A 24,385-nucleotide genomic window follows, 5' to 3' on the forward strand; every position below is an offset into this window, starting at 1 on the left:
CCGTGTTCCCGACGCTGCAGGACCTTGCCCCGTGGCTGCCGCCACTCGGCAGCCACGAGGTCTTCGTCGCGCTCGGCCTGCTCGCGGCCGGTGTCGTGTTCCTCATCGAGAGGCGCCGCCGGGGCGTCAGCGATCCGAGAGTGCCGTACCTCGTGCTGGGTGCGCTGGCGGGCGCGGCGGTGTTCTCGCGCCTCGGCACGTGGGCGCAGCACCTCGACCCGTCGAAGAACCTCAGCCTCATCGACCAGCTCGCCCACGGCAACGCCTCGATGCTCTCGGCGCTCGTCGGCGCGTGGCTGGGAGTGCACGTCGCGAAGCGGATCGTGCGCTACCCCGACCGCACGGGCGACCTCTTCGCGCCCGCCGTCGCGCTCGCGATGTGCATCGGCCGCATCGGATGCCTCCTCACCGAGCGGCCCGGGACCCCCACCGGTGCGGCATGGGGCATCGTCCTCGACCCGGAGGCGGCGGCGCGGGTGGGCGCGCCCGCAGGGGTGCCGCTGCACCCGAGCTTCGTCTACGAGATCGCGTTCCACGCCGTGGCGTTCGCGCTGTTGTGGTTCTGGCTGCGGCACCGTGACATCGCGGCGGGGGAGACGCTGACCCTCTACATCGCCGCCTACGGGATCTTCCGCTTCTGCGTCGAGTTCGTCCGCGGCAACGAGGTCGCGTGGGCGGGGTTCACGCGACCGCAGCTGTTCCTGATGGTCACGATCCCGATCCTCCTGGTTCGCATCGCCCTGATGGCGCGGCGGGGAGCCTTCGGAGGGGTCGCGGCATCCCGCGCTCCCGCACCCATTCCTCCCGCATCCATCCCTCCCGCATCGACAGCCGACCAGAGGAGCGACGCGCATGAGCAACCCGCCTGACCAGCCGCCGCAGGGACCGCCTCCCGCGCTGCCTCCGCAAGGGCCACCGCCCGTCCCGCCTCCGCCGGTTCCACCCGGGCCGGGCGCACCCCCGCCGCCAGGCCCCGACGCGCCCAAGCCGCTCGGGATCGGCGCGGGCGTCGGCATCGGGTGCGCCGCGCACGTGCTGGCGTTCTTCCTGGCGCTGGGCGTCCTTGCGTCAGCGGGCCTCTGGGGATTCTTCATCCCGTTCGTCCTCATCGCGATCGTCGCGACCGTCGGGATGTTCTTCCCCCGGACGCGTCCCTCCTCGACGGGGGTCCTCATCATCGTCGCCGCGGCCTGGATCGTCGTGCTCGGCCCGTGCCTGGCGATCATCGCACCGCGCTGATCGCCCCGGGCACTCCCAGCCCGCCCACAACCTGAGCCCCCGTAGACTTGAGGCGTGCCCGCCGATCGCCTCCACCTCGTGCGCCACGGCGAGGTCCACAATCCGGATCGCGTGCTGTACGGGCGCCTGCCGAACTTCGCGCTGAGCGCCGGCGGACGCACGATGGCCGCGGCAGCGGCCGCGCACGTCGAGGCACTCGGGCGGCCCGTGTCGGCGCTCTACGCCTCACCGCTCCAGCGCACGCGCGAGTCCGCCGAGCCTTTCACCGCGGCGTTCGGACTCGAACCCGTCATCGACGAGCGGGTCATCGAGCCGACGAACGTCTTCGAAGGCAAGCGCATGCGCCGAGCGGTGCTGAACCCCGCGAACTGGAAGCATCTGACCGACCCGGCGATCCCGAGTTGGGGCGAGCCGTACCTCGAGGTCGTCGAGCGCATGGATGCCGCGATGAAGGATGCCTGGAGCGCGGCGCCGTCGGGTGACGTCGTCATCGTCTCGCACCAGCTCCCCATCTGGATCACCCACCTCGCGATCGCCGGCGAGCCGCTCAGGCACGACCCGCGCAAGCGCCGGTGCGCGCTGTCGAGCGTCACGAGTTTCGAGCGCCGCGGCGACCAGTGGCGCGAGGTCGCGTACGCGGAGCCCGCAACGACGGCGGGTGCCGTGGATGTGGGGGCCGTCTGATGCCCGGGCTTCTGAAGCGACGCATCGTGGCATCCCTCGCCGCCGTCACCCTGGCGCTGAGCCTCGCGGCGTGCACGAGCCCGAACGACGAGCTCGCCGACCAGTACAAGCAGGGCGGTGACACCGGCTTCATCTCCGGCGACGGCCGCGTGCAGGAGATCCCTGCCGATCAGCGCGAAGGTGCGGTGGCGTTCACCGGTACCGCCATCGACGGGTCGACCGTGTCGAGCGCCGACTATGCCGACGACGTGCTCGTGCTGAACTTCTGGTACGCGCAGTGCGGGCCGTGCCGGGCCGAGGCGCCGATCCTCGAGGAGAGCTTCCAGGCCACGAACGTGAAGGGCGCCCAGTTCCTCGGCGTCAACATCTACGACGGGCCCGAGCAGGCGACCTCGTTCGAGAAGACCTACGGCATCTCGTACCCGTCGCTCCTCGCGAAGGACGACGCCGACCTCAAGCTCGCGTTCGCCGACTGGACGCCGCTGCAGGCCGTGCCGATCACGCTCGTGCTCGACCGGCAGGGACGTGTCGCGGCGCGCTTCGTCGGCCAGGTCGAGAGCGCATCGATCCTCCAGACGATCGTGAACGACGTGCTGGGCGAATCCTCGTGAGACGCGAGTCGCAGCCGTGAACGCAGGAGCGGTCGTCTTCGACGGGGCGCTGTGGCTCGCGGTCCCGATCGCGATGCTCGCGGGGCTGATCTCGTTCGTCTCGCCGTGCGTCCTCCCGCTCGTGCCGGGCTACCTGGGCTTCCTGGGCGGCGCGAGTGCCTCGGCATCCGGCTCCTCGCGCTCCCGCGGCGTCGCGGGCGGACGCGGACGCCTGCTCGCCGGTGTCGCTCTGTTCATCGCCGGCTTCACGGTCGTGTTCGTCGCGATGGGAGTGCTCGCGGGCAGCCTCGGGCGCTTCTTCATCCAGTACCAGGACGTCCTCACGCGCGTGCTGGGCGTGGTCGTCATCGCGATGGGCCTCGTGTTCCTGGGCCTGTTCGGTTTCGCGCAGCGCACCGTCAAGCCGCAGGTGCGCAGCGGACTCGGACTCGTCGGCGCGCCGCTTCTCGGCGTCGCGATGGGCATCGGCTGGGCTCCGTGCATCGGCCCCACCTACGCGTCGATCCTCTCGATCTCGCTGACGCAGGCCGACCCGTGGCGGGCAGTGCTGCTGGCCGTCGCGTACTCGCTGGGCCTCGGCATCCCGTTCCTGCTGCTCGCCGTCGGCTTCGGCTGGGCGACGCGCTCGGTCGCATTCCTGCGCCGGCATATCCGTGCGGTCAACATCATCGGAGGCGTTCTGCTCGTGGTTCTCGGCGTGCTCATGGTCTCGGGAGTATGGACGGCGCTCATGTCGCACCTGCAGGGGGTGATCGGCGGTGTCACGCTCCCGCTCTGACGCCTCGGTGATCGAGTCCGACGCCTCCGATCCGCTGCGTCCCGCGGATCACGCCGACGGTGACGGCGATCGCGGCATCACTCAGCCGCAGCTCGGACTCGTCGGCTGGATGCGCTGGGGGTGGCGCCAGCTGACCAGCATGCGCACGGCGCTCGTGCTCCTGCTCCTGCTCGCCATTGCCGCGATCCCCGGCTCGATCGTGCCGCAGCGCAGCGCCGACCCGAACGGCGTCATCGACTTCGAGTCGAAGAACCCCGGGCTCTACCCCGTCTACAACGCCCTGCAGCTGTTCGACGTGTACTCGTCGGTGTGGTTCTCGGCGATCTACATCCTGCTGTTCATCTCGCTCATCGGCTGTGTGATCCCACGGACGAAGCACCACTTCAAGGCCATGCGCGCGGTGCCGCCGCGCACGCCGATGCGGCTCTCGCGCCTCGACGACTACGCGACGGCCGAGCGCATCGTGCCGGACGGCCAGGATGCCGAGGCCGAGGCCTCCCGCGTCATCGATCTTGCGCAGGCGCAGCTGCGGAAGGCGGGCTATCGCGTCGAACGCTACGACACGCCCGCGACGGGGGCTCGTTCCGCCACCGCCTCGGTCTCGGCCGAGCGCGGGTACGCGCGCGAGACCGGCAACCTCGTCTTCCACGCGGCGCTCGTGGGCGTGCTCATCTCGGTGGGCGTCGGCGGGGGGCTCACTTACACCGGGCAGACCGTGATCGCCGAGGGCGACAGCTTCGTCAACTCCCTGGGGCTCGGCTACACCTCGTTCAACCCCGGCCGCTTCGTCGACACGGAGCACCTGCCGCCCTACTCGCTGAGCCTCGACAGCTTCGAGGTCTCGTACGTGCCGGTCGGGCAGGCCGGTCAGGGCATGGCGGGTGATTTCGCGGCGAACCTCACGACCCGCGAGCCCGGTCACGACCCCGAGCAGAAGACGGTGCGGGTCAACCACCCTCTCGACATGGCGGGCGACCGCGTCTACCTCATGGGCAACGGCTACGCGCCGACGATCACGGTGCGAAACCCCGCGGGAGACGTCGTCTTCCGTGAGGACGTCGAGTTCCTGCCGCAGGATGCCAACATGACCTCGCAGGGTGTCATCAAGATCGCTGACGGCCTCAGCGAGAACGGTGCGCCGACCCAGCTCGGCATGGTCGGCTTCTTCTATCCGACCGCCGCGACGCTCCACACGGGAGCGCTGACCTCGGCCTACCCGGCGCTCGCGAACCCCGTGCTGACGCTGTGGGTGTATGCGGGCGATCTCGGCATCAACGACGGCACCGCGCGCAACGTCTACGCCCTGGATCCGTCCGAGATGACGCAGCTCGCCGGCGGCACGAGCGGCACGGATGCCCTGCAGCTCGAGCCCGGAAAGACGGTGGACCTGCCCGACGGTATGGGCACGATCACCTTCGAGGACAACACGGCGAACGGGGGCGCGGAGGTCGTCAAGCGTTACGTCTCGCTCTCGATTCACCGCGACGTCGGCGCGCCGTGGGTGCTCGGGTTCGCGATCGTCGCCCTCGCGGGTCTCGTCACGGCGCTGTTCGTACCGCGCCGCCGGATGTGGGTCAAGGCGACCGCATCAGGATCGTCCGTACAGCTCGAATACGCAGGCCTTGCGCGTGGCGAGGACCCCGCCATCGCGGTCGCCGTGGCCGAGCTGAAGCGCACGCACGAGGCATCCCTCGACAGTGAGCACACCTCCGCCCGATGACACGCCCCGCGTAGACTGGACGCCATGCCCGACGCCGATTTCTCGCTCGATTCCGTCTCGGTCCTGCTGGTCTGGACGGCCATCGCGATCTACGCCCTCGCGTTCATCGCGTACGCAGTGGACCTTGCGCGTCGCTCCGACCTCGCCGCCAAGGCCCAGGATGCCAAGACGCGGGCTGCCGCGCCGGCGCGCGCTCTCGTCGGGGCGGGTGCCGCGGCATCCGGTGCCGGCGGTGATGTGGTCTCGGTCGCGCAGCTGCGTGCGGAGGAGGCAGCCGCTCTGGAGGCCGTTGAAGCGCGCCCCGCCGCGCGACCGCGGTACGTGTGGGCCCGCATCGGCACCTCGCTGACGGTACTCGGCTTCCTCTTCCACGTCGCCGCCGACATCACGCGCGGCATCGCCGCGGGGCGCGTGCCGTGGTCGAACATGTACGAGTTCGCGCTCACCGGAACGATGCTCATCGTCGCGGTCTACCTTGTCGTGCTCTTCAAGTACGACCTGCGGTTCCTCGGGACCTTCATCACCGGCCTCGTGACGGTCCTGCTCGGCGGCACCGCGATCTGGTTCTACACCACCGTCGTGCCCCTCTCCGATCCGTTGAAGAGCGTGTGGCTCGTCATTCACGTGTTCGTGGCCTCGCTCGCGACGGCGCTTTTCGCGCTCGCCTTCGCACTGTCGGTGACCCAGCTCCTGCAGGCGCGGCGCGAGCGTCTTGCCGTCGCCGCGGAGGACGCGCGCGGAGCGCAGCAGGCGGATGCCGAGGCATCCACCGCCGCAGACACCGCGCGGGCGAAGACGGGTCCGCGCTTCCTGCGCACGCTGCCCTCGGCCGATGCCCTCGAGTCGCTCGCCTACCGCTTCGCGATCATCGGGTTCATCTTCTGGACGTTCACCCTCATCGCAGGGTCCATCTGGGCCAACGACGCGTGGGGACGCTACTGGGGCTTCGACACGAAGGAAGTCTGGACGTTCGTCATCTGGGTGCTCTACGCCGGCTACATCCACGCGCGGGCAACGCGCGGCTGGCGCGGTACGCGTTCGGCGTGGCTGTCGATCGTGGGCTTCTCGGCGGTCATGTTCAACTTCACGATCGTGAACATGTTCTTCAAGGGTCTGCACGTCTACAGCGGACTGAGCTGATCTCGTCCCTTCGCGCCGTGCGTGTGGTGCGGTGGCCGGCCGGCCGGCTTCGGCCGCCGAAGGGGTGACGTGAATGCGCGCCTCGCCCGTGCTGAGGGGTGCGATTGCGCCACCCCTTTCGGCGGTGCGGGGCCGAAGCGCGCGTACTCGTGCCGCCGGGCCCTACGCGAGGGCAGGTGCCGGTTCGAGCAGCGCCGAGGCCTTCGCGGTGCGGCGCCGCGCGACGGCGATGATCGTCACGACGAACGCGAGTGCTGCCCAGATGATCATGCCGACGAGTCCGGCGCCGAGGCCTCCCGCGGAGGTGAGAGCCGCGAGGAACGCGCCGTACGCGGGGGTCGTCGGCATGAGCGCAGCGATCTGCGTCAGGATGCCGGGGACGGTCGAGACGATCCCGCTCGCCACGGCGAGCACGCCCACGAGCGCCGCGATCCAGCGCCCCGCACCCCCGAACACCGCGACGAGCGCCTGGTTGACGGCGGCGAACGCGATGCCGGCCACGACGGCGAGAGCCGCGAAGTTCCACCATGTACCCGCGTCATAGCCGGCCGCGAACTGCACGACGGCGGCGACCAGGACGCCCTGACCCGCGCCGATCGCGGCGGCGGGCGCGAGGCTGCGCAACGCCAGGAGTGCCGACGGGCGGCGTGAGCTCAGCGCGTAGCGCGGCACGGCCTGCAAGGCGATGAACGACGCGAGTCCGCCGAACCACAGCGCGAGCATCGCAAGAAGGGGGATCGCCGACGCCCCGAACAACGTGGTCGACGTGCCCTGTGCCGTCACCGGGTCGGTCACCACCGACGCGAGGTCGGTCGCCTGCTGATCCGTGTACGAGGGCACGCTGGATGCCGCGGTCGTGAGTCCGTCGGCCAGCGAGCTCGTTCCGCTCGAGAGTTGACCGAGACCCGCCGCCAGTGCGTCGCCGCCATCGGCCGCCGTCCCCGCGCCCGTGGCGAGCTGGGAGGCGCCGGCGGCCGACTGCGCGGCCCCGGAGGCGATGGTCCCCGCTCCGGTGGCCAGGCCGTCGGCGCCCGTGGCGAGGTCTCCGGCTCCCGCGGCCGCCTGTGAGAGCCCGCCGGCGAGGCCTGCGATGCCCTGCGAGATGCCGGCCGATCCGGCGGCGAGCTTGGCGGTCGCCGCGGGCAGTTGGTTGATCTGGCCCAGGCCCTCGGCGACCTGCTGCGCGTTGCCGATCAGGTCGTTCACGGACGGGAGAGCGTCCTCGGCCTGCTGCGCGGCGCGGGTGAGTCCCGCGCAGAGGTCGGCCGGGTAGCCGTTCGTCGTGCAGTCGGCAGCGAGCTGCTGCAACTGCGCGACCGTCGCGGCGGCGCTCTGCTGCACGGCGGCACTGTTGTCGGCGACGCCCTGCGCCGCATCGATCACCTGCTGGGGAACGCTGATGCCTTGCGCCTGCGCGGCGAGCTGCTGCATGCCGGCCGCGAGGTCGGCGCTCGGCTGCACGAGTTGGTCGAGGCCGCCGGAGAGCTGGGCGAGTCCGTTCGCCGAACGGTGCGCACCGGCGGCGTAGGTCTGCACGCCCGTGGCGTACTGTGTCGCGCCCGAGGAGAGCTGCCCCAGCCCGTCCGCGAGCGCGCCGGCACCCGTCGAGAGTTGGCGAACGCCGTCGGCGAGTGAGACGGCGCCCGTCTGCGACTGCGCCGCGCCGTCGGCGAGCTGGTGCGCACCGTCGGCGGCCGTCCCGAGCTGATCGCCGAGGGTCGTGAAGCCCAGGAAGACGTTCTCGAGGTACACGCTCGACAGCTGCTGACCGAGGACGGATGCCGCCGCCTGAGCGACCTGCGTCGTGATCGCCTCGTCGACGATGCGGCTGTCGGGCGAGGTCTGTGCGGTGATCGTCGCCTTCTCCGGGGTGCCGCCCGATCCGTCCGACGCGGCGGCCGTCGAGGTCGCCGCGGCGGAGAAGTTCGCAGGAATCGTGATGACGGCGTCGTAGGTCCCGTCGGCAAGGCCCGTCGCGGCATCCTCGGTGTTCGAGATCGTCCAGTCGAGGTTCGACGGCAGGTCGTCCGAGCCCTTCACGAGCCCCGCCGTCAGTTGGCGCCCGAGGGGCACGTACTGTCCGTTCACGGTGACCGGCTCGTCGTTGTTCACGACCGCCGCGCGCATGCCGTCGAGGCGTTCGACCGGGTTGTACAGCGCGGCGACGAGGATGCCGCCGATGACGACCGGCAGCAGCAGCACACCGATCAGGGTCAGCCAGGTCACGGGACGGCGCGAGCGGGCGCGTTCGAGGGGGAGGGTCATGAGATCACCTGCGTTGACGGGATGAGGGGAGTGAGAGCGAGGGATGCCACGTCCGGTCGGTGCGCGTCGGCGAGCAGCCCGAGCGCGGGGCCGTCGTGACGGGCCGAGGCGACGACCGTGAGGCGAGCGCCGTCGTCGCCCTGGCGCTGGGCGACGGCGATCGCGGCGTCGCGCAGCAGCGCCGCCGCCTGGTCGGGCTCGGGGCCGGCGAGCGTGTCGAGCCCGTCGATCGCGACCAGCGTCGTGCCGCCGCGCAACGCCCGTCGCAGTTCGCGCAACGGATCGGCGGCGCCGGCGAGGAGAGCCACGCCGACGTGCGCACGCACCCAGGCACCGCGGCCCGGGAGCAGGTGCCCCGCGACGCGCAGGAGTCCGGTGCTCGGATCGATGCGCCCCGCCGTCATCAGGACGAAGGCGCGTGCCGCACGCGGGTCGGCCGCCGTCACCAGAAGCGTGTCGCCGTGGGCGACGCGGAAGGTGGCGCCGGAGAACAGTTCCACCTCGCCGACGCCGCGACCGCCTTCGACGCGCACCGCGACGTCCTCACCCACGAGGGGCGCGCGCGACCCGGGTTCGGGCCAGTCGGCGAGGGCGAGCTCGCGCTCGACGGCTTCACCCTCGATATCGAAGTGCGGTAGTGCGCGGTCGAGCCATCGCGGCATCCACCACGCCTTCTCGCCGAGGAGGGCCATGATCGCGGGGCCGAGCGTCATGCGCACCAGGAAGGCGTCCACCGCGATGCCCACGGCGAGTCCGAGCGCGATCGGTTTGATCGATGTATCTCCCTCCGGCACGAACGCGGCGAACACGGCGAACATGATGACGGCGGCGGCGCTCACGACGCGGGCGGACGCGGTGAAGCCGCTGCGCACGGCTGCCACGGCCGTGTGTCTGTCGGCGCGCCCGCGGCGTGCGCGGCGCGTGTGCACGTAGTCCTCGCGCATGCGCGAGACGAGGAAGACCTCGTAGTCCATCGCGAGTCCGAAGAGGACTCCCATGAGGATGATCGGCATGAACGAGATGACGGGGCCCGTTCGGGTCACGTGCAGCGCGTCGGCGAGCCATCCCCACTCGAAGACGGCTGCGACGACACCGAAGGAGGCGAGGATCGACAGCAGGTACCCCACGGTCGCCTTCAGCGGCACCCAGATCGACCGGAACACGATCATCAGGAGGATGAACGACAGCCCCACCACGAACAGTCCGAAGGGCAGCAGGGCGGCACCCAGGCGGTCGGAGATGTCGATCGCGATCGCCGTGAAGCCGGTGACCTTGAGGTCGACGCCGTACTTCTCGAGCCACTCGTCGTGGTGGGCGCGGAGCTCGCGGACGAGATCGGCCGTGGCGGGGTCGTCCGGCGCGGTCGTCGGCACGACCTGGATGAGACCGGTGTCGGCGGTCTCGTTCGGCGTCGCCAGCGCGACCTCCTTCACGCCGGGGATCTTCTCGACGGCGGACTTGAGGTCGGCCATGAGGCCGAGCGGGTCGGTCGAGGTGACGATCGTGCCGGTGAGGATGAGCGGCCCGTTCGCGCCGGGACCGAAGTGCTCGGCGGTGAGGTCGTAGGCCTGGCGCGCCTCGCTGGAGGTCGGCTGCATGCCGGCGTTGGGGAGCGCCAGCTGAAGGCTCGCGGCGGGGATCGCGACGACGCCGAGGGTCACAACGACGGCGATCGTCGTCACGATGGGATGCCGCGTCACGAGCATGACCCACCGATTGGTCTGCCGGGGCTGCGTCGGCGTCTTCGCCGTGCGGGCGGCCCGGCGGCGGACACGCACGCCGCGGCCGAGGCCGCGCCCCCAGCCCGCGACGCGCTCCTTCGCGAAGCCGAGGAGCGCCGGGGTGAGAGTCACCGCGACGAGCACGGCGACCGCGACGGCACCCGCCGCGGCGATGCCCATCGTCGTGAGGAACGGGATGCCGGCGAAGCCGAGACCGATGAGCGCGATCAGCACGGTGACGCCTGCGAAGACGACCGCCGAGCCGGCGGTTCCCGTTGCGCGCGACGCGGACTCCTCAGGGGCGACACCGGCACGCACCTGGTCCTGATGTCGCGCGACGATGAACAGGGCGTAGTCGATGCCGACCGCGAGGCCCAGCATGATCGCGAGCATCGGCGTCGTCGACGACACCGTCGCGAAGGCCGTCGACGCGAAGATCAGCGCGATCGCGAGAATGACGCCGATCAGGGCGCTCACGAGAGGGAACCACGCGACGGCGAGGGAGCGGAACGTCACGATCAGGACGAACAGCGCCACGAGCACGCCGACGATCTCCACGAGCGAGAGCGCGGGCAGGGAGGTCGAGAAGAGATCGCCGCCGACGACGACCTGCGATCCTTCCGGGAGCGCAGCGCCGAGGGATGCTGAGGCCTCCTCGAGCGCCGTCTTCGTGGCATCCGGCACGTCCGTCACGGTGCCCTCGAACTGCAGCCGGATCAGCGCCGCCTCGTGGTCGTCGGAGATCATGCCCGAGACCATGTCGTCGAAGGGGTCGGTCACGGCGAGGACGCCGTCCAGGGCGTCGAGCTCCTTCACCGTCGCGGCGATCTCGTCGCTGTACGGAGCATCGTCGACGCGATCGCCGGGGGCGGCGACGACGACGAACTGGGCGCTGGTTCCGCTCGCCTGGGGAAAGGTGCGGTTCAGGAGCTCGATGCCGTCCTGCCCCTCGGATCCCGGGATCGAGAACGAGTTGTCGAAGCCCTTGATCGACCCGGTGGCCATGCCGAGCCCGACCGAGCCGCCGACGATGCCGAGCAGCAGCAGCCACGCGACGAGGACGCGCCACGGGTGGCGATACGACCATCGGCCGAGAGAGGAGAGGAGTGTGGACACGGGCGCTCCGGAAGACGGCGGTTCAGCGAGGGACGATACAGAACTGTATCGGATACATGGTTGTATCCTAAGAGGGTCGCTCCCGCCGATTCTGGGGAGTAGATGTGAGAATCGATCCGAAGGAGGCGCCGTGGCCGATGTCCTGCCCCGCTCGGGCACGCGACGCCGTGAGCAGACCCGCGCCCGCCTCCTCGACGCGGCGCACGAGGTTTTCGCCGAGGTCGGCATGGATGCCGCTTCGGTCGAGATGATCTGCGAGCGCGCCGGGTTCACACGGGGAGCCTTCTACTCCAACTTCGAGTCGAAGAACGAGCTCTTCCTCGCCCTGATCACTCAGCTCGCCGAGGCGAAACTCGACGAGGTCGCCGGGCGCGTGCGCGAGCTGCCCGTCGATGCCATCGACGACACCTCGGGGCTCGTGCGTCAGGTGGTCGGTGCGTCGCTCGGTGAGCGCATGGAGCCGCAGCTGTTCAGCGAGATCCGCACCCAAGCGCTGCGCGACCCCGCGCTGGCGAGCGCCTACCTCGGTTGGCAGGACGCGATGGCGGCACGTGTGGAGGGCATCATCTCCTACGTCGTGGATGCCTACGACCTCAGCCTGCGCCTGCCGGTCGCCGAAGCCGCGCGGCTGCTCGTCGACGTCTCGGACGACACGTGCACGCGCGCGACCCTCGAGGGGCGCCCGGCCGAAGAGGTGAACGAACTCATGAACGCCCGACTCGAGCGGCTGGTCGGCGTGCTCGTGGAGTCTCGCGGCTGAACTCTCACGAGGCCTGCGGCAGCAGGGCGAGACATCTCTCCAGCCGCCGCAGCCACCATTCCTGCCGCTCGGGCGACGCGGCGTGGGTGCGCAGCAGCCCGGCATCCACGTCGACCCGACCGAGCGGTAGCGCGCCGCCGCGCGGACGCAGCGGCGTGCGCGTCACGTCGGCGGCCAGGAGCGACGCCGTGCCGAGGCCGCAGTCGTAGGGGAGATCCGGGAGTGCCGCCGCCAGGGCGAGTCCCATCGAGAGTCCGACGGATGTGTCCAGGGCGCTCGAGACGACGGCCGGGAGCCCGGCGTCGGCGACGATCTGCAGCGCCCGCGAGACGCCGCCGAGCGGCTGCGCCTTCACGACGACGAGGTCAGCGGCCCCCGCCCGCGCGACGGCGAGGGGGTCGGATGCCTTGCGCACGCTCTCGTCCGCCGCGATCGGGATGTCCCAATCGGCGATGCGCTCGCGCAGCTCGGCGAGCTCGTCGACGCGCGCGCACGGCTGCTCGAGGTATTCGAGGTCGAACTCCGCGAGGGCGTGAACGGCATGCTCGGCTTCGTCGACGTTCCATCCGGCGTTCGCGTCGACGCGGATCCGCCCCTCCGGCCCCATGGTGGCGCGTACGGCGCGCACGCGTGCGACGTCGTCCGCGAGGGTCTGGCCGCGCTCTGCGACTTTGACCTTCGCTGTCCGGCAGCCGTCGAAGCGCGCGAGCACGGCCGGCACGTCGGCTGCCGCGAGCGCGGGTACGGTCGCGTTCACGGGTACGGCGGCGCGCACCGGCGCGGGCTGCGGCCGCCAGCCGAAGTCGAGGGCGGCCGACAGCCACGTCGCGGCCTCCGCGTCGTCGTACTCCAGGAAGGGGGAGAACTCCGTCCACCCCTCGGGCCCCTCGAGCAGGAGCGCTTCGCGGTGGTCGACGCCGCGAAAGCGCGTGACGAGCGGGAGCGAGACCACGTGCGCACGGGCGCGGAGGTCGGCGAGCGCGGGCAGGGCGGCGGCGTCCATGGCATCCATCCTGCCGCGCTCACAGCGCGTCGTGCGCAGTCAGGTCCCGCGCGTCATCCACCGTTCCGGCGCCGGCAGGGGTGCAAAGCCGAACTGCGCGTACAGTCCGTGTGCATCGGCGGTCGCGAACGCGAGCTGCTCCCCGGATTCGTCGTCGTACACGCCGTAGACGGGCGCCCCGGTCACGCGACCTGCTGGCCGCACATGCCGCACACGCCCGTCGCGGGCACCTGGACGAAGCAGTCCGGGCACATGACGGCGGGTCGCTCGGGGATCGTCGGGGCCGCGGCCTTGCGCGGGCTGGGCGACGTGGCCCGGCGGGCGCGCTCGGGTACCGAGACCGGCGGAGCCAGCTTCGGCGTCGGTTTGTGGTCGGCGCAGTAGAAGCGCACGAAGCCGGCCGGATTGGTCGGATGCCGGTGCTTCACGACCCACAGCGCTTCGCGCGGCCAGGGCTCGCTGTCGGGGCCGCAGCCGGAGCATCGCGTGGCCTCGCCCGGCACGGCCTCGGCGGCAGCGACCGGAAGCTCGAAGGGAAGGCTGTCGCGCCAGTCGGAGGAGTTCCTGATCTTCATCGTCACATCACCGCGCGCCTTCCCGGCGGCCTCCGTCGGGTGAGGAGTCGCCGTGGTTCATTCTCCCACGCCGACGCCACCCGGACGGCCGTCAGGGCCGCGCGGACTGGACCTCGACGAAGTGCTCGACGGTGGGGAACGGGTCGTAGAAGTGGTGCAGCAGCTCGCGCCAGCGCGCGTACTCGGGGGAACGTCGGAATCCGAGGGTGTGGGCCTCCACAGATTCCCACTCGACGAGCAGCAGGTACGCGTTCGGGGTTTCAAGGCTGCGGTGCAGCGCGACGCCGAGACACCCGGGCTGAACCTCGATCAGGGGTCGGGCGACGGCGAACGCGGCTTCGAAGTCGGCTTCGCGGTCCGGGACGACGGGGAGGACGGCGTGCTCGAGGATCATGCTGTCGACCGTAGTCCCGGGCGCGGACGAAAGCCCGCGCGTAGGCTGGACGGGTGACCGACCGCTTCGTCTCCGACCTGTTCGACCCGGCCGAGTGGGTGCTCGCCCCCGCGGCATCCGACTACACGGACATCACGGCGCATGTGAGCCGGGACGGGCGGATCGCCCGGATCGCCTTCGACCGGCCCGAAGTGCGCAACGCCTTCCGCCCGCACACCGTCGACGAGCTGTACCGCGCGCTCGACATCGCCCGTCAGGATCCGAAGATCGGCGTGGTCCTCCTCACCGGCAACGGTCCGAGTCCCAAAGACGGCGGCTGGGCCTTCTGCTCCGGTGGCGACCAGCGCATCCGCGGACGCGACGGGTACACGTACGCGGCCGACGACGCCACCGCGCCCGACAGTGCGCGGGCGGGGCGCCTCCACATCCTCGAGGTGCAGCGGCTCATCCGGTTCATGCCGAAGGTCGTGATCGCCGTGATCCCCGGATGGGCCGCGGGCGGCGGGCACTCACTGCACATCGTGTGCGACCTGTCCGTGGCATCCGCGGAGCACGGCAGATTCAAGCAGACGGATGCCGACGTCGGCAGCTTCGACGCCGGATACGGCTCCGCCTACATGGCCCGGCAGGTGGGACAGAAGATCGCGCGCGAGGTGTTCTTCCTCGCGGAGGAGTATTCGGCGCAGCGCGCGTACGAGATGGGGACTGTCAACCGCGTCGTCCCTCACGCCCAGCTCGAGCACGAGGCGATCGCGATGGCCAGGACGATCCTCGGCAAGAGCCCCACGGCGATCCGCATGCTGAAGTTCGCATTCAACGCGATCGACGACGGCATGGTCGGCCAGCAGGTGTTCGCCGGCGAGGCCACGCGTCTCGCTTACGGCACCGACGAAGCCGTCGAGGGGCGCGACGCGTTCCTCGAGAAGCGCGACCCCGACTGGTCGCCGTACCCGTACCACTACTGAGACGGCGGCGGACATGCAGCTCGAAGCAGTGGATGCCGCGGACGCGCGCGCCGTCCTCCGCGGGCTGCGCGGTGCCGTGCTCGGCGCGGGGCCGGCGATCGCGCTCGGCACGTCGACGCACCCGCTTCCCGCCGACGTCCCCCCGGGGACGGCGGTCGTCGTCACGACGTCGGGGTCGACCGGGTTCCCGAAGGCGGTCGCGCTCAGTCGCTCGGCGCTTACGGCGTCGGCCCTCGCGACCGCCGAGCGCATCGGCGAAGGGGCCTGGCTCCTGGCCCTCCCGCCCGGGTACATCGCGGGCGTCCAGGTGCTCGTCCGTGCCCTCGTCGCGGGGCGCGAACCGGCGATCCTCGCCGGTGCGTTCTCCGCGCGCGCGTTCTCCGCGGCGGCAGCCGCGATGGCATCGAGCGAAGGCGGCGCGCGCGTATCGACCTACACCTCGCTCGTTCCGGCCCAGCTGTCGACCGTGCTCGACGCGGCCGAGGGGGGAGATTCCGACGCTGCCCGAGCCCTCGCCGGTTTCGAGGCGATCCTCGTCGGTGGGCAGGCGCTCGCGCCCGCGCTCGCCGCTCGCGCCCGCGCGATCGGTGCGCGGATCGTCCGCACGTACGGATCGAGCGAGACGGCGGGCGGATGCGTCTACGACGGCATCCCTCTCCGCGGCGTCGGCGTGCGCATCCACGACGGCGAGGTGCAGCTGTCGGGGCCGACCCTCGCCGACGGATACCTGGGGGATCCCGACCGTACGCACGCCGTCTTCGTGCACGACGAGGCGGGCACCCGCTGGTATCGCACGGGCGATGTCGGCACGTTCGACGGCGAACGCGTCACCGTCACGGGGCGCGCCGACAACGTCATCATCTCCGGCGGGATCAACATCTCCCTCGACCGCGTCGAGCGGGTCGTACGCACTGTCGCCGGCTTCGAGAGCGCCGTCGTCGTGCCCGTTCCCGACGAGCGGTGGGGGCAGGCATCCGTCGTCGTCGCCGCCGGCGGCGCCGCGGGGCGACCGGATGCCGAGGCGGCGATCCGCGCCGCAGTCGCCGAGGCCCTCGGCACACCCGCCCGGCCCCGCGGCATCCTCGCGGTCGATGAGATCCCGCTGCTCGCGAGCGGCAAGCCGGACCGGGCGGGGCTCACCGCTCGTGCGGGGCGCACGTCCGGGGGAGAGGCGCGGCGCGAGGAATAGGATTCTGGGGTGGCAGGCAGCACCCGGAAGAAGCGCGCGCACAGCGCTCACAAGAACGGCGCTCACAAGAACAGCGCCAAGAAGAAGGCCCAGGGCAACCCCCAGCGCGCCCGCGTTTCGCGCGACCCCGCGCACGTCGCCCCTGCGACCCTGGGCGACTGGATCGGTGCTGCCCGGCTGCGGACGCTTCCCCTCGCCGTCTCGCCCGTCGTCATCGGCACGGGTGCCGCGCTCATCGCGAAGACCGACTTCCACTGGGTCATCGCCCTGTGCTGCCTCGCGCTCGCCGTGTCGATCCAGATCGGCGTCAACTTCGCGAACGACTACAGCGACGGCATCCGCGGCACCGACGATCACCGCGTCGGGCCCGCGCGTCTGACGGCGAGCCGCAAGGCGTCGCCGCGCGCCGTGCTGACCGCGTCTCTCGCGTTCTTCGGCATCGCCGCGATCGCGGGCATCGCGATCGTCGTCCGCACGGGGCAGTGGTGGATGCTGCTCGTCGGCGCGGCCTGTCTCGTGGCGGCGTGGTTCTACACCGGCGGAAAGCACCCCTACGGCTACGCCGGACTCGGAGAGCTCTTCGTCTTCGTCTTCTTCGGGCTCGTCGCCACAGTCGGCACGACGTACGTGCAGGCGGGTTCCGTCCCGCAGGAGGCGTGGTTCGGAGCGGTCGCGGCGGGGCTCCTCGCCTGCGCGGTGCTGCTCGCCAACAACCTCCGCGACATCGATCAGGACCGTCTGGCCGGCAAGCGCACCCTGACGGTGCGCATCGGCAAGCGCGCAACCCAGCTCGTCTTCACGGCCTTCGTGCTGGGCGCGTTCGCGATCACGGCGTTCCTCGCGCTCGTCTATCCGCTCGCGTGGCTCGGGCTTCTCGCGCTCATCCCGGGCGCATGCGCGATCCTCATCGTCTGGACTTATCGGCAGCCGCGCGAACTCGTCGTCGCGCTCAGCCTGACGTCGCTGACGTCGCTCGCCCTCGCGGGACTCCTCTGCTGGGCGTTCGTCGGCTGACGGATGCCGCGGCGGGCGCGGCCGACTGCGCCCGTGCGGTCAGCGTTCGGTCGGTGCGGGAGGAGCGGCGTCGCTGCCGGTGGCATCCGTTGCGGCATCCTCGACGTCCTCGTCCGTGACAGTGCGCGCGCGGCGCGCGTCGGCACCCGAGGCGAGGCCCGCACTGAGATCGCCGAGCGGGCGACGCAGGAACAGCATCGACAGGCTCAGCCCGATCAGCGCCGCGAAGATCGCCGACAGCCAGTAGAACTCGCGCATGATCGGCAGCAGCATCATGAGGCCGAATGGCACGAGGAAGGCGGCCAGTCGCAGCACGGTGTAGACGAGGGCCGAGCGAGCACGCATGCGATCGAGTTTACGCGTCCGGGCGGAGGCTTCCCACGCCGTCGCCCGCACGATCTCGCCGCTTAGGATGGAGGGGTGGTGCGCATACTCCTGCCGGCGGTGCTGCTGCTGATCGCGTTCTGGGTCTACAGCATCGTCGACTGCGCGCTGCTTCCGCCGACTCGCCACCGCGGAGTGAGCAAGCCCGTCTGGCTGCTCATCGTCGTCCTGCTGCCGGTGCTCGGCGGCATCCTCTGGTTCGTGGTCGGCCGCGGGCGTGCCCGCCCGCCGGCCGTGCCGCAGGCTCCCGACGACGACCCCGCCTTCCTCGGCACGATCGGGTCGATCAGTGATCAGGACGAGCGCATCCGTCGCCTCGAGGCGGAACTCGCCGCCCTCGACCTGGAAGACATCGAGGGGCTCGACCCCGACGGCCCCGGCCCCGCCCGGCCGCCCGTGCCTCCCGCGTCTCCTGAGGACGACGCCGATCCGCACGGGCACCGCGGACCGCGCGCCTGATATGACACGCACCGACACGGCAGCCCCCGCGACGGATGCCGCCGCCGCCCTCCTCGGCCGGCTGGTCGAGCTCGGGGTCCGGCATGTGGTCGTGAGCCCCGGCTCGCGCTCGCAGGCGCTCGCTCTGGTCGCCGCCGAGCTCGAGGCGCGCGGCGCGGCATCCGTGCACGTGCGCATCGACGAGCGCGTCGCGGGGTTCACCGCCCTCGGCATCGGCCGCGAGAGCGGGATGCCGGCCGCCGTCGTCTGCACGTCCGGGACCGCGGTCGCGAACCTCCTGCCGGCGGCGCTCGAGGCGCATCACGCGGGCGTGCCGATGATTCTCCTGACAGCCGATCGACCGCCGGAGCTCCGCGGCGTGGGCGCGAACCAGACCACGCGCCAGCCCGGTCTGTTCTCGCCGAGCGTGCGACTCGAGGCCGACCTGCCGGTGCCCGACCAGGTCGACGACGACGGCACGGGCGAGCAGTCCGCCATGCTGCGCCGCGTCGCCGAGGACGCCGTCGCCGCCGCGCTCGGCGCCGGCACGCGCCAACCGGGCCCCGTCCATCTGAACCTCCCTTACCGAGAGCCGCTCGCGGGAGAGCTCCCGGCGTGGCTCGGAAGGGCCGCCGTCGAACTGGAGCCCATCCCGCCGGGGCCCGACGACGTCCCCGTCGACGACCTGGCGCCGGCGCCCGAGCCCTCGGGTGCCCTGTATCAGGGCGGCGGAGGCATCGGCGAAGCGAACCACCCGGCCGATCCCGAAGTCGACCCGCACGTGCTGGAGCGCGGTCCCCGGACCGTGGTCGTCGCGGGCGCCGACGCGGGGCCCGCCGCCGAGGCCCTCGCGCACGCGGGCGGCTGGCCGCTCATCGCGGAGATCGTGTCCGGGGCCCGCTACGGACGCAACCTCGTGCACGGATACCGCGCCCTCTTGCGCGAGTCCGAACTCGGCGGGCGCATCGAGCGGGCGATCGTGTTCGGGCATCCGACTCTCAGTCGTGAAGTGACGGCGCTGCTGTCGCGGGACGACGTCGAGGTGCTCGCCGTGCGTGGACCGGGGGAGCCGCTGAACCTCAACGGGGCGACAACTGCGATCGATGCCGTCGTCGCGGCGGTCGGCGACGTCGACCGGGACTGGTTCGGCGCCTGGATGCGCGCGTCGCGGGCCGCGGCGGTCGATCTCACGCCCGCGGCTCCCGATGCCGCAGGCCTCGCCTCCGCCGTGCCGCGTGAGCGGCTGGGCGCGATCGCGGCAGAGCTCGAGGTCGCGCGGGCGCCGATCGATCGGGCTGCTCTGGTGGATGCCGCGTGGCGGGCCAGCTGGCCGCACGACCGGCTCGTGTTCGCGTCGTCGCGGCTCGTGCGCGTCGCCGACGAACTGCTCGGCGGTAAGAAGGTGCCCGTTCATGCGAACCGCGGTCTCGCGGGCATCGACGGCACGATCGCGACCGCGCTCGGTGTCGCGATCGCCAGTCAGTCGACTGGCGTCCCCGGTGTCACGCGTCTGGTGATCGGTGATCTCGCGCTGCTGCACGACGTCGGTGCCCTGCTCCTGCCGGCGGGAGAAGCCGCGCCGCGCGTGCAGGTGATCGTCGGCAACGACGGCGGCGGGACGATCTTCGACGCGCTCGAAGTCGCCGGGGTCGCGTCGCCCGCCGCGATGACTCGCGTCCTGTACACGCCGCAGGAGGTGGCGGTGGCCGAACTCGCCGCGGCGTACGGGTGGGAGTACACGCCGGCCCGCACCCGCACCGAACTCGACCAGGCCCTCACGTCGGCCCCGTGGGGTCGCCAGATCATCGAGGTGGCACTCGCGCGCTGACCTCGGCATCCCCCAGGATGGCAGCATGACCGCGAAGAGTCAGACCCGCTGGACGGGCGAACCCACTGAACTGCTGCGCGTGGGGGAGGGGTTCCGGCTCGCCGACGTCGACCCCGACGCCACTCCCGGCTTCGACGGCGGCAAGAAGCAGGGGCAGGCCGACCTCGCCGACGGCGTGGACGAGCTCGACGAACTGCAGGAGCGCCTCTACGCGCAGTCCCGCGTGGTCGACGGTTCGCCCTCGGTGCTGCTCGTGCTGCAGGCGATGGACTCGGCGGGCAAGGGTGGGATCGTCCGCCACGTGATCGGGGCGGTCGATCCGCAGGGCGTGCGGCTCAAAGCCTTCAAGGCGCCGAGCGCCGAGGAGCGTGCGCACGACTTCCTGTGGCGCATCGAGAAGGAGACCCCGCCGCCCGGTTTCATCGGCGTGTTCGACCGGTCGCACTACGAGGATGTCCTGATCGGCCGGGTGCGCCAGCTCGCTCCCGCGGAGGAGATCGAGCGCCGCTACGGCGCGATCAACGACTTCGAGAAGCGGGTGACGGATGCCGGCACGCGCATCGTCAAGGTCATGCTGCACATCTCGCCCGAGGAGCAGAAGGAGCGGCTCATGGAGCGGCTCGACCGCCCCGACAAGCACTGGAAGTACAACCCCGGTGACGTCGACGAGCGTACGCTCTGGCCGGACTACATGGATGCCTACCAGGTGGTGTTCGACCGTACCTCGACGCCGGAGGCACCGTGGCACGTCGTCCCGGCGAACCGCAAGTGGTACGCGCGCCTCGCCGTCCAGGCGCTGCTGCTCGAGGCGCTGGAGGCCATCGATCCGCAGTGGCCCGCCGCCGATTTCGACGTCGCGGCCGAGAAGGCCCGTCTCGCCGCGACCTGACCGCCGTCCGGTGGGCCGCGTCGGCCGGTCGGGGAGCCCCCATACGCGGCGCATCGGAACCACCCGCGCGGGTGCGCGGGCTGCTCACTCGGCGAGGACGAGCCCCCGCGCCGCCCATGCGGTGCCGGTGATCTCGACCGGGCCGTCGCCGAATCGCGTGTGCGCGGCGGCGCGGATCCGTGCGATCGCGTCGGCGTCGAGTCCATCGAGGGTGTGCGCCGTCGAACCGATGCCCATCGTGTGCAGGTTCCACCACTCGTCGAGGTCGGTGAACACCGCGGTGGCCGCCAGTGCGGTCTCGGTGACGTCGAGGCATCCCGCCGCCTCGAGCCGCCGCGCGAGATCGCCACGGTCGGTGCCGGGTCGCGCGGCTCCGCGGCTTCGCCCGGTCTCCGCCGCGGCGAGGGCGAGGAACGGAGAGTGCGGAGCGCGGGAGTTCTCGACGTCCCACACGCACGCCGCGACGACACCCCCGGGGCGCGCCACGCGCACCATCTCGCGCAGCCCCGCGTCGGCATCCGTCATGAAGTGCACCACGAGCTCGGAATACACGCCCTCGAAGGTGTCATCGGGGTAGGGAAGCTGTTCCGCGATTCCGACGCGCACGTCGGCACCCGGCACGCGCGCGCGGAGGGCGTCGACGAACGCCGGCTTCGGCTCGATCGCCGAGACGGATGCCGCGCCGAGTCGGTCAGCGAGAACCGCGGTCAACGCGCCGGGGCCGCTGCCCACATCCAACACGCGTCCGCGTGCGGGGATACCCGCCCACTCCGCGAAGGTCTCCGCGAGCGGGCCGGAGAACCGCCCCATGAACCGGTCGTAGTCGATAGCACGGACATCCTCGAACGCCATGCTGGCGAGTGTAGACCGCGGCCGTGCGGGCGCTCCCTATGCGAGCGCGTCGACGATCGGGCGGAACTTCACGCGCGTCTCGAGCAGTTCCGCCTCGGGGTCGCTGCCGGCGACGATGCCGGCGCCGGCGTGCGCCGTGAAGGGGATGTCCGCCCCCTTCGACGCGGCGGAGAGGTCGAACTGCGCGCCGCGCAGCGCGATCGCCCACTCGCCGTCGCCCCGCGCGTCGATCCAGCCGACCGGGCCCGCGTACCGCCCTCGGTCGAACGGTTCGATGCGGGCGATCGCGGCGACCGCGGCATCCGTCGGCGTGCCCGCGACGGCGGCCGTGGGGTGGAGCACCTGCAAGAGGTCGAGGGCCGACGTGTCGCCGGCCACGGTCGCCTCGACGTCCGTCGCGAGATGCCAGACGTTCGGCAGGGCGAGCGTGAACGGCTGCTCGCTCGCCGCGAGCGCGCTCGTCAGCGGCGCGAGCGCGTCGACGAGACTGCGGACCGCGAAGCCGTGCTCGGTGAGGTCTTTGACACTGGATGCCAGAGCCCCGGCGGCCTCGTGATCCGAATCGGGGTCGGCGCCGCGAGCGACCGTCCCCGCGAGCACGCGCGCGGTGACGGTGCCGCCCGCGACCGTGACGAGGGTCTCCGGGCTCGCGCCGATGAGACCGTCGACGGCATAGACCCACGTGTCGGGGTAGCCGGTCGCGAGCGAGCGCACGAGGCGGCGCAGGTCGGCACCGGCGGGGACCGTGCCGACGAGGTCGCGCGCCAGGACGACCTTGCTGACCTCGCCCGCGGCGATGGCGTCGAGACCGGCGCGGACGGCGGCCTGGTAGCCCTCGGGGGTGAGAGCACCGGGCCCCACGGCCGCCGACCAATGCGGCCCGAACGGCACGGCCTGCGGCTCATCGGGCTCGGGGTCGCCCGACTCGGGCAGTATCCACGTGGCCCACGTGCGTCCATCGCGGTGGCCGATCGTGAGTTGCGGCACGGTGAGGGCCGCGGGAGCCGCGGAGCGCGTGTCGAACGGCAGGGCGCCGAAGGCGACGAGGCCCGTGCCCGCGGCATCCACGTGGTCGTCGATCTCGGCTGCGGCGGCGAGCTCCCGCCAGCGGTCGGCGAGGTCACCGGCATCCGCGGCTTCGAGGTGCGCGGCCGTGCCGACGCCGACGAGCCAGGTCCCGCGGCGCGCCCAGACGAGTGGATTGGCGGGATCGGCGTACTCGAGCAGGTCGCCGAGGGGGGCGATCTCGCGGGTCACGACGCGCAGCCGGGCGGGGCTTCGGGTCGGTGTGCTCACACGCCCCAGCCTAATCCGGCGTTCGCCCGCCCCGGGTTTGCGCGCCGTCTCCCGCCCGCCCGCCGCCGCCCCGGCCGCGGAGCGACGGCGTTCGCGTTCACAATTCAGTCTCTTCGGCGCGCCCGCCGTCGCCCGACCCCGAAATTCCGCGCCCCGCCGTCCGGACCCAGCGCGTCCAGACTGAATTCCGAACGCGTAGGCTCGCGCACATGAGCACCGCCGACCCGTCCGCACGCCCCGGACGCCCTGAGCCGGGTACGCGCGTCCCGTTCCGCTGGCGCAAGTGGGACGGCTCGCCGCACTGGGAGCACGACTGCGTCTACCTCGGCAGCGACCGGTGGGGCGACTGGGTCGGCCAGCGCGGCGGCTGGCACAGCGAGCGGCCGGGGCTGGCGTTCGACGCCGACGGCGACAACGTGACCCTCATCCCGCCTTCGGGTGACTACGCGGCGACGTTCAACGCCACCCACCCGCGCATCGCGATCTACATCGATGTCGCGTGGGACGTGCATTGGGAGACGGGCGCACTTGTCGGGATCGACATGGACCTCGATGTCGTGCGCGCGCGGGACGGGCGGGGCATCTGGATCGACGACCGCGACGAGTGGGACGAGCATCGCGTCGCCTACGGCTATCCGCTCGACATCGTCGCACGCCTCGAGCAGGTCGCCACGGACCTCGAGCGCGAGGTCACCCAGGAGGCGGTGCCGTTCGACGGCCCGACCGCCGTGCACTGGCTGTCGGAGCTCGACCGTCTCGCTCCGGCCCGCCACTGACACTCGCATAGGATCGAACGGTGACGGAACATCGCGCAGACCTCGGCAAGGATCCCTCGCGGGTCAGCGGCATGTTCGACGAGGTCGCGGCCGGCTACGACCGCACCAACACGGTGCTGAGCCTCGGTCAGGACAAGCTGTGGCGCATCGCGACGACCCGCGCCGTCGCACCGAAACCAGGTCAACGGATCCTCGATCTCGCGGCTGGCACGGGCGCGAGCTCGGTCGCGCTCGCCCGTTCGGGTGCCGAGGTGACCGCGGGAGACTTCTCGCCCGGCATGATCGCGGAGGGTCGCCGTCGGCACGGGCACGTCCCGAACGTGACGTTCGTGCAGGCGGATGCCATGGCGCTCCCCTTCGCTGACGACAGCTTCGACGCGGTCACGATCTCGTTCGGGCTCCGCAACGTCAACGACCCGCGGCTGGCGCTACGCGAGATGCTGCGCGTCACCGCCCCCGGCGGCCGGCTCGTCGTGTGCGAGTTCTCCCATCCGCAGAACCCGGCGTTCGGGGGGCTGTACCGCTTCTACAACGACCGTGTGCTGCCGGTCGTCGCGAAGACCGTCTCGAGCAACGCCGACGCGTACGACTACCTCAACGAGTCGATCCGCGACTGGCCCGATCAGGTGACGCTGGCGAGCTGGATCCGCGATGCCGGGTGGACCGAGGTCGCGCACCGCGACCTGACATTCGGCATCGTCGCACTCCACCGCGCCGTCAAGCCGCACGCCTGAGGGTCCGGCCGCGC

25 protein-coding genes are annotated in these 24,385 nt (G+C 71.6%); 16 read left to right on the top strand and 9 right to left on the bottom strand.

Going from position 1 to position 24,385, the window contains the following annotated elements; translation table 11 throughout:
* The first annotated feature begins 2 nt into the window (after nucleotides 1–2).
* Genes WFI52_RS00745 through ccsB form a run of 7 tightly spaced genes read left to right on the top strand, consistent with a single transcriptional unit; the run spans nucleotide 3 to nucleotide 6,172 of the window.
* Complete coding sequence (locus tag WFI52_RS00745) at nucleotides 3–869, top strand: prolipoprotein diacylglyceryl transferase (RefSeq protein ID WP_336625480.1); 867 nt, start codon at nucleotides 3–5, stop codon at nucleotides 867–869.
* Nucleotides 853–1,239, top strand: coding sequence for a hypothetical protein (locus tag WFI52_RS00750; protein WP_336625479.1), 387 nt, complete (start codon nucleotides 853–855; stop codon nucleotides 1,237–1,239). The genes WFI52_RS00745 and WFI52_RS00750 overlap by 17 nt, the downstream gene beginning before the upstream one ends.
* Nucleotides 1,240–1,293: 54 nt before the next feature.
* Nucleotides 1,294–1,923 carry a histidine phosphatase family protein gene (locus WFI52_RS00755; RefSeq protein WP_336625478.1) on the top strand — a complete coding sequence of 210 codons (630 nt, stop codon included), beginning with the start codon at nucleotides 1,294–1,296 and terminating at the stop codon, nucleotides 1,921–1,923.
* Nucleotides 1,923–2,534, top strand: coding sequence for a TlpA family protein disulfide reductase (locus WFI52_RS00760; RefSeq protein ID WP_336625477.1), 612 nt, complete (start codon nucleotides 1,923–1,925; stop codon nucleotides 2,532–2,534). Before WFI52_RS00755 ends, WFI52_RS00760 begins: the two co-directional genes overlap by 1 nt.
* 16 nt (nucleotides 2,535–2,550) lie before the next feature.
* Complete coding sequence (locus WFI52_RS00765; protein ID WP_336625476.1) at nucleotides 2,551–3,312, top strand: cytochrome c biogenesis CcdA family protein; 762 nt, start codon at nucleotides 2,551–2,553, stop codon at nucleotides 3,310–3,312.
* Nucleotides 3,293–5,032: a cytochrome c biogenesis protein ResB gene (gene resB / locus WFI52_RS00770; RefSeq protein WP_336637388.1), complete on the top strand. Its 1,740-nt coding sequence runs from the start codon at nucleotides 3,293–3,295 to the stop codon at nucleotides 5,030–5,032. Before WFI52_RS00765 ends, resB begins: the two co-directional genes overlap by 20 nt.
* A 24-nt stretch (nucleotides 5,033–5,056) precedes the next feature.
* Nucleotides 5,057–6,172: a c-type cytochrome biogenesis protein CcsB gene (gene ccsB, locus WFI52_RS00775; protein ID WP_336625474.1), complete on the top strand. Its 1,116-nt coding sequence runs from the start codon at nucleotides 5,057–5,059 to the stop codon at nucleotides 6,170–6,172.
* Nucleotides 6,173–6,334: 162 nt separating this feature from the next.
* On the opposite strand, the gene WFI52_RS00780 is transcribed toward ccsB, so the two are convergent.
* Both WFI52_RS00780 and WFI52_RS00785 read right to left on the bottom strand, forming a co-directional pair.
* On the bottom strand, nucleotides 6,335–8,437 hold the full coding sequence (locus WFI52_RS00780; protein ID WP_336625473.1) for a YhgE/Pip domain-containing protein: 2,103 nt from the start codon (nucleotides 8,435–8,437) through the stop codon (nucleotides 6,335–6,337).
* Entirely contained in the window at nucleotides 8,434–11,274 is a 2,841-nt protein-coding gene (locus tag WFI52_RS00785; protein WP_336625472.1) for an MMPL family transporter, read from the bottom strand. Before WFI52_RS00785 ends, WFI52_RS00780 begins: the two co-directional genes overlap by 4 nt.
* A 130-nt stretch (nucleotides 11,275–11,404) precedes the next feature.
* On the opposite strand from WFI52_RS00785, the gene WFI52_RS00790 reads away from it, so the two are divergent.
* Nucleotides 11,405–12,034, top strand: coding sequence for a helix-turn-helix domain-containing protein (locus WFI52_RS00790; RefSeq protein ID WP_336625471.1), 630 nt, complete (start codon nucleotides 11,405–11,407; stop codon nucleotides 12,032–12,034).
* A 4-nt stretch (nucleotides 12,035–12,038) separates the two neighbouring features.
* Here WFI52_RS00790 and WFI52_RS00795 read toward each other — a convergent pair whose 3' ends face one another.
* The 4 genes from WFI52_RS00795 to WFI52_RS00810 form a co-directional block, all read right to left on the bottom strand.
* The gene (locus tag WFI52_RS00795; protein ID WP_336625470.1) at nucleotides 12,039–13,037 is read right to left on the bottom strand and encodes an o-succinylbenzoate synthase; all 999 of its coding nucleotides are present in this window, start codon (nucleotides 13,035–13,037) and stop codon (nucleotides 12,039–12,041) included.
* Nucleotides 13,038–13,076: 39 nt separating this feature from the next.
* Nucleotides 13,077–13,223, bottom strand: a complete 147-nt coding sequence (locus tag WFI52_RS00800; RefSeq protein WP_336625469.1) for a hypothetical protein — start codon at nucleotides 13,221–13,223, stop codon at nucleotides 13,077–13,079.
* Nucleotides 13,220–13,612, bottom strand: coding sequence for a glucose-6-phosphate dehydrogenase (locus WFI52_RS00805; protein ID WP_336625468.1), 393 nt, complete (start codon nucleotides 13,610–13,612; stop codon nucleotides 13,220–13,222). The genes WFI52_RS00800 and WFI52_RS00805 overlap by 4 nt, the downstream gene beginning before the upstream one ends.
* A gap of 91 nt (nucleotides 13,613–13,703) precedes the next feature.
* Nucleotides 13,704–14,006 (bottom strand): antibiotic biosynthesis monooxygenase family protein, encoded by a 303-nt coding sequence (locus WFI52_RS00810; RefSeq protein ID WP_336625467.1) that lies wholly within the window; start codon nucleotides 14,004–14,006, stop codon nucleotides 13,704–13,706.
* Nucleotides 14,007–14,059: 53 nt separating this feature from the next.
* Between WFI52_RS00810 and WFI52_RS00815 the strand changes: the two genes are divergently transcribed.
* From WFI52_RS00815 to WFI52_RS00825, 3 genes are read left to right on the top strand one after another with little or no spacing between them, the layout of a single operon-like run.
* Nucleotides 14,060–14,971, top strand: coding sequence for a 1,4-dihydroxy-2-naphthoyl-CoA synthase (locus WFI52_RS00815; protein WP_336625466.1), 912 nt, complete (start codon nucleotides 14,060–14,062; stop codon nucleotides 14,969–14,971).
* 13 nt (nucleotides 14,972–14,984) lie between these two features.
* Nucleotides 14,985–16,160, top strand: a complete 1,176-nt coding sequence (locus tag WFI52_RS00820) for an AMP-binding protein (RefSeq protein ID WP_336625465.1) — start codon at nucleotides 14,985–14,987, stop codon at nucleotides 16,158–16,160.
* A gap of 9 nt (nucleotides 16,161–16,169) precedes the next feature.
* Nucleotides 16,170–17,174, top strand: a complete 1,005-nt coding sequence (locus WFI52_RS00825) for a 1,4-dihydroxy-2-naphthoate polyprenyltransferase (RefSeq protein WP_336625464.1) — start codon at nucleotides 16,170–16,172, stop codon at nucleotides 17,172–17,174.
* Between the two features lie 39 nt (nucleotides 17,175–17,213).
* Here the strand turns inward: WFI52_RS00825 and WFI52_RS00830 are convergent, their stop codons facing one another.
* Nucleotides 17,214–17,519 (bottom strand): DUF4229 domain-containing protein, encoded by a 306-nt coding sequence (locus WFI52_RS00830; RefSeq protein WP_336625463.1) that lies wholly within the window; start codon nucleotides 17,517–17,519, stop codon nucleotides 17,214–17,216.
* A 75-nt stretch (nucleotides 17,520–17,594) separates the two neighbouring features.
* Here WFI52_RS00830 and WFI52_RS00835 point away from each other — a divergent pair, with 75 nt between their 5' ends.
* From WFI52_RS00835 to WFI52_RS00845, 3 genes are read left to right on the top strand one after another with little or no spacing between them, the layout of a single operon-like run.
* Complete coding sequence (locus WFI52_RS00835) at nucleotides 17,595–18,017, top strand: PLDc N-terminal domain-containing protein (protein ID WP_336625462.1); 423 nt, start codon at nucleotides 17,595–17,597, stop codon at nucleotides 18,015–18,017.
* 1 nt (nucleotide 18,018) lies between these two features.
* Nucleotides 18,019–19,824: a 2-succinyl-5-enolpyruvyl-6-hydroxy-3-cyclohexene-1-carboxylic-acid synthase gene (gene menD, locus WFI52_RS00840; protein WP_336625461.1), complete on the top strand. Its 1,806-nt coding sequence runs from the start codon at nucleotides 18,019–18,021 to the stop codon at nucleotides 19,822–19,824.
* 25 nt (nucleotides 19,825–19,849) lie between these two features.
* The gene (locus tag WFI52_RS00845) at nucleotides 19,850–20,713 is read left to right on the top strand and encodes a polyphosphate kinase 2 family protein (protein WP_336625460.1); all 864 of its coding nucleotides are present in this window, start codon (nucleotides 19,850–19,852) and stop codon (nucleotides 20,711–20,713) included.
* Nucleotides 20,714–20,797: 84 nt separating this feature from the next.
* Here the strand turns inward: WFI52_RS00845 and WFI52_RS00850 are convergent, their stop codons facing one another.
* Both WFI52_RS00850 and WFI52_RS00855 read right to left on the bottom strand, forming a co-directional pair.
* A complete protein-coding gene (locus tag WFI52_RS00850) occupies nucleotides 20,798–21,565 on the bottom strand; it encodes a class I SAM-dependent methyltransferase (protein ID WP_336625459.1) in 768 nt (255 codons plus the stop codon).
* A 36-nt stretch (nucleotides 21,566–21,601) separates the two neighbouring features.
* The gene (locus WFI52_RS00855; protein WP_336625458.1) at nucleotides 21,602–22,861 is read right to left on the bottom strand and encodes an isochorismate synthase; all 1,260 of its coding nucleotides are present in this window, start codon (nucleotides 22,859–22,861) and stop codon (nucleotides 21,602–21,604) included.
* A 209-nt stretch (nucleotides 22,862–23,070) separates the two neighbouring features.
* On the opposite strand from WFI52_RS00855, the gene WFI52_RS00860 reads away from it, so the two are divergent.
* Both WFI52_RS00860 and WFI52_RS00865 read left to right on the top strand, forming a co-directional pair.
* Nucleotides 23,071–23,637, top strand: coding sequence for a DUF402 domain-containing protein (locus WFI52_RS00860; protein ID WP_336625457.1), 567 nt, complete (start codon nucleotides 23,071–23,073; stop codon nucleotides 23,635–23,637).
* A gap of 20 nt (nucleotides 23,638–23,657) precedes the next feature.
* Nucleotides 23,658–24,371: a demethylmenaquinone methyltransferase gene (locus WFI52_RS00865; RefSeq protein WP_336625456.1), complete on the top strand. Its 714-nt coding sequence runs from the start codon at nucleotides 23,658–23,660 to the stop codon at nucleotides 24,369–24,371.
* Nucleotides 24,372–24,385: the final 14 nt, after the last annotated feature.

The sequence above is a fragment of the Microbacterium sp. MMO-20 genome (assembly GCF_037147735.1).
GTDB lineage: Bacteria > Actinomycetota > Actinomycetes > Actinomycetales > Microbacteriaceae > Microbacterium.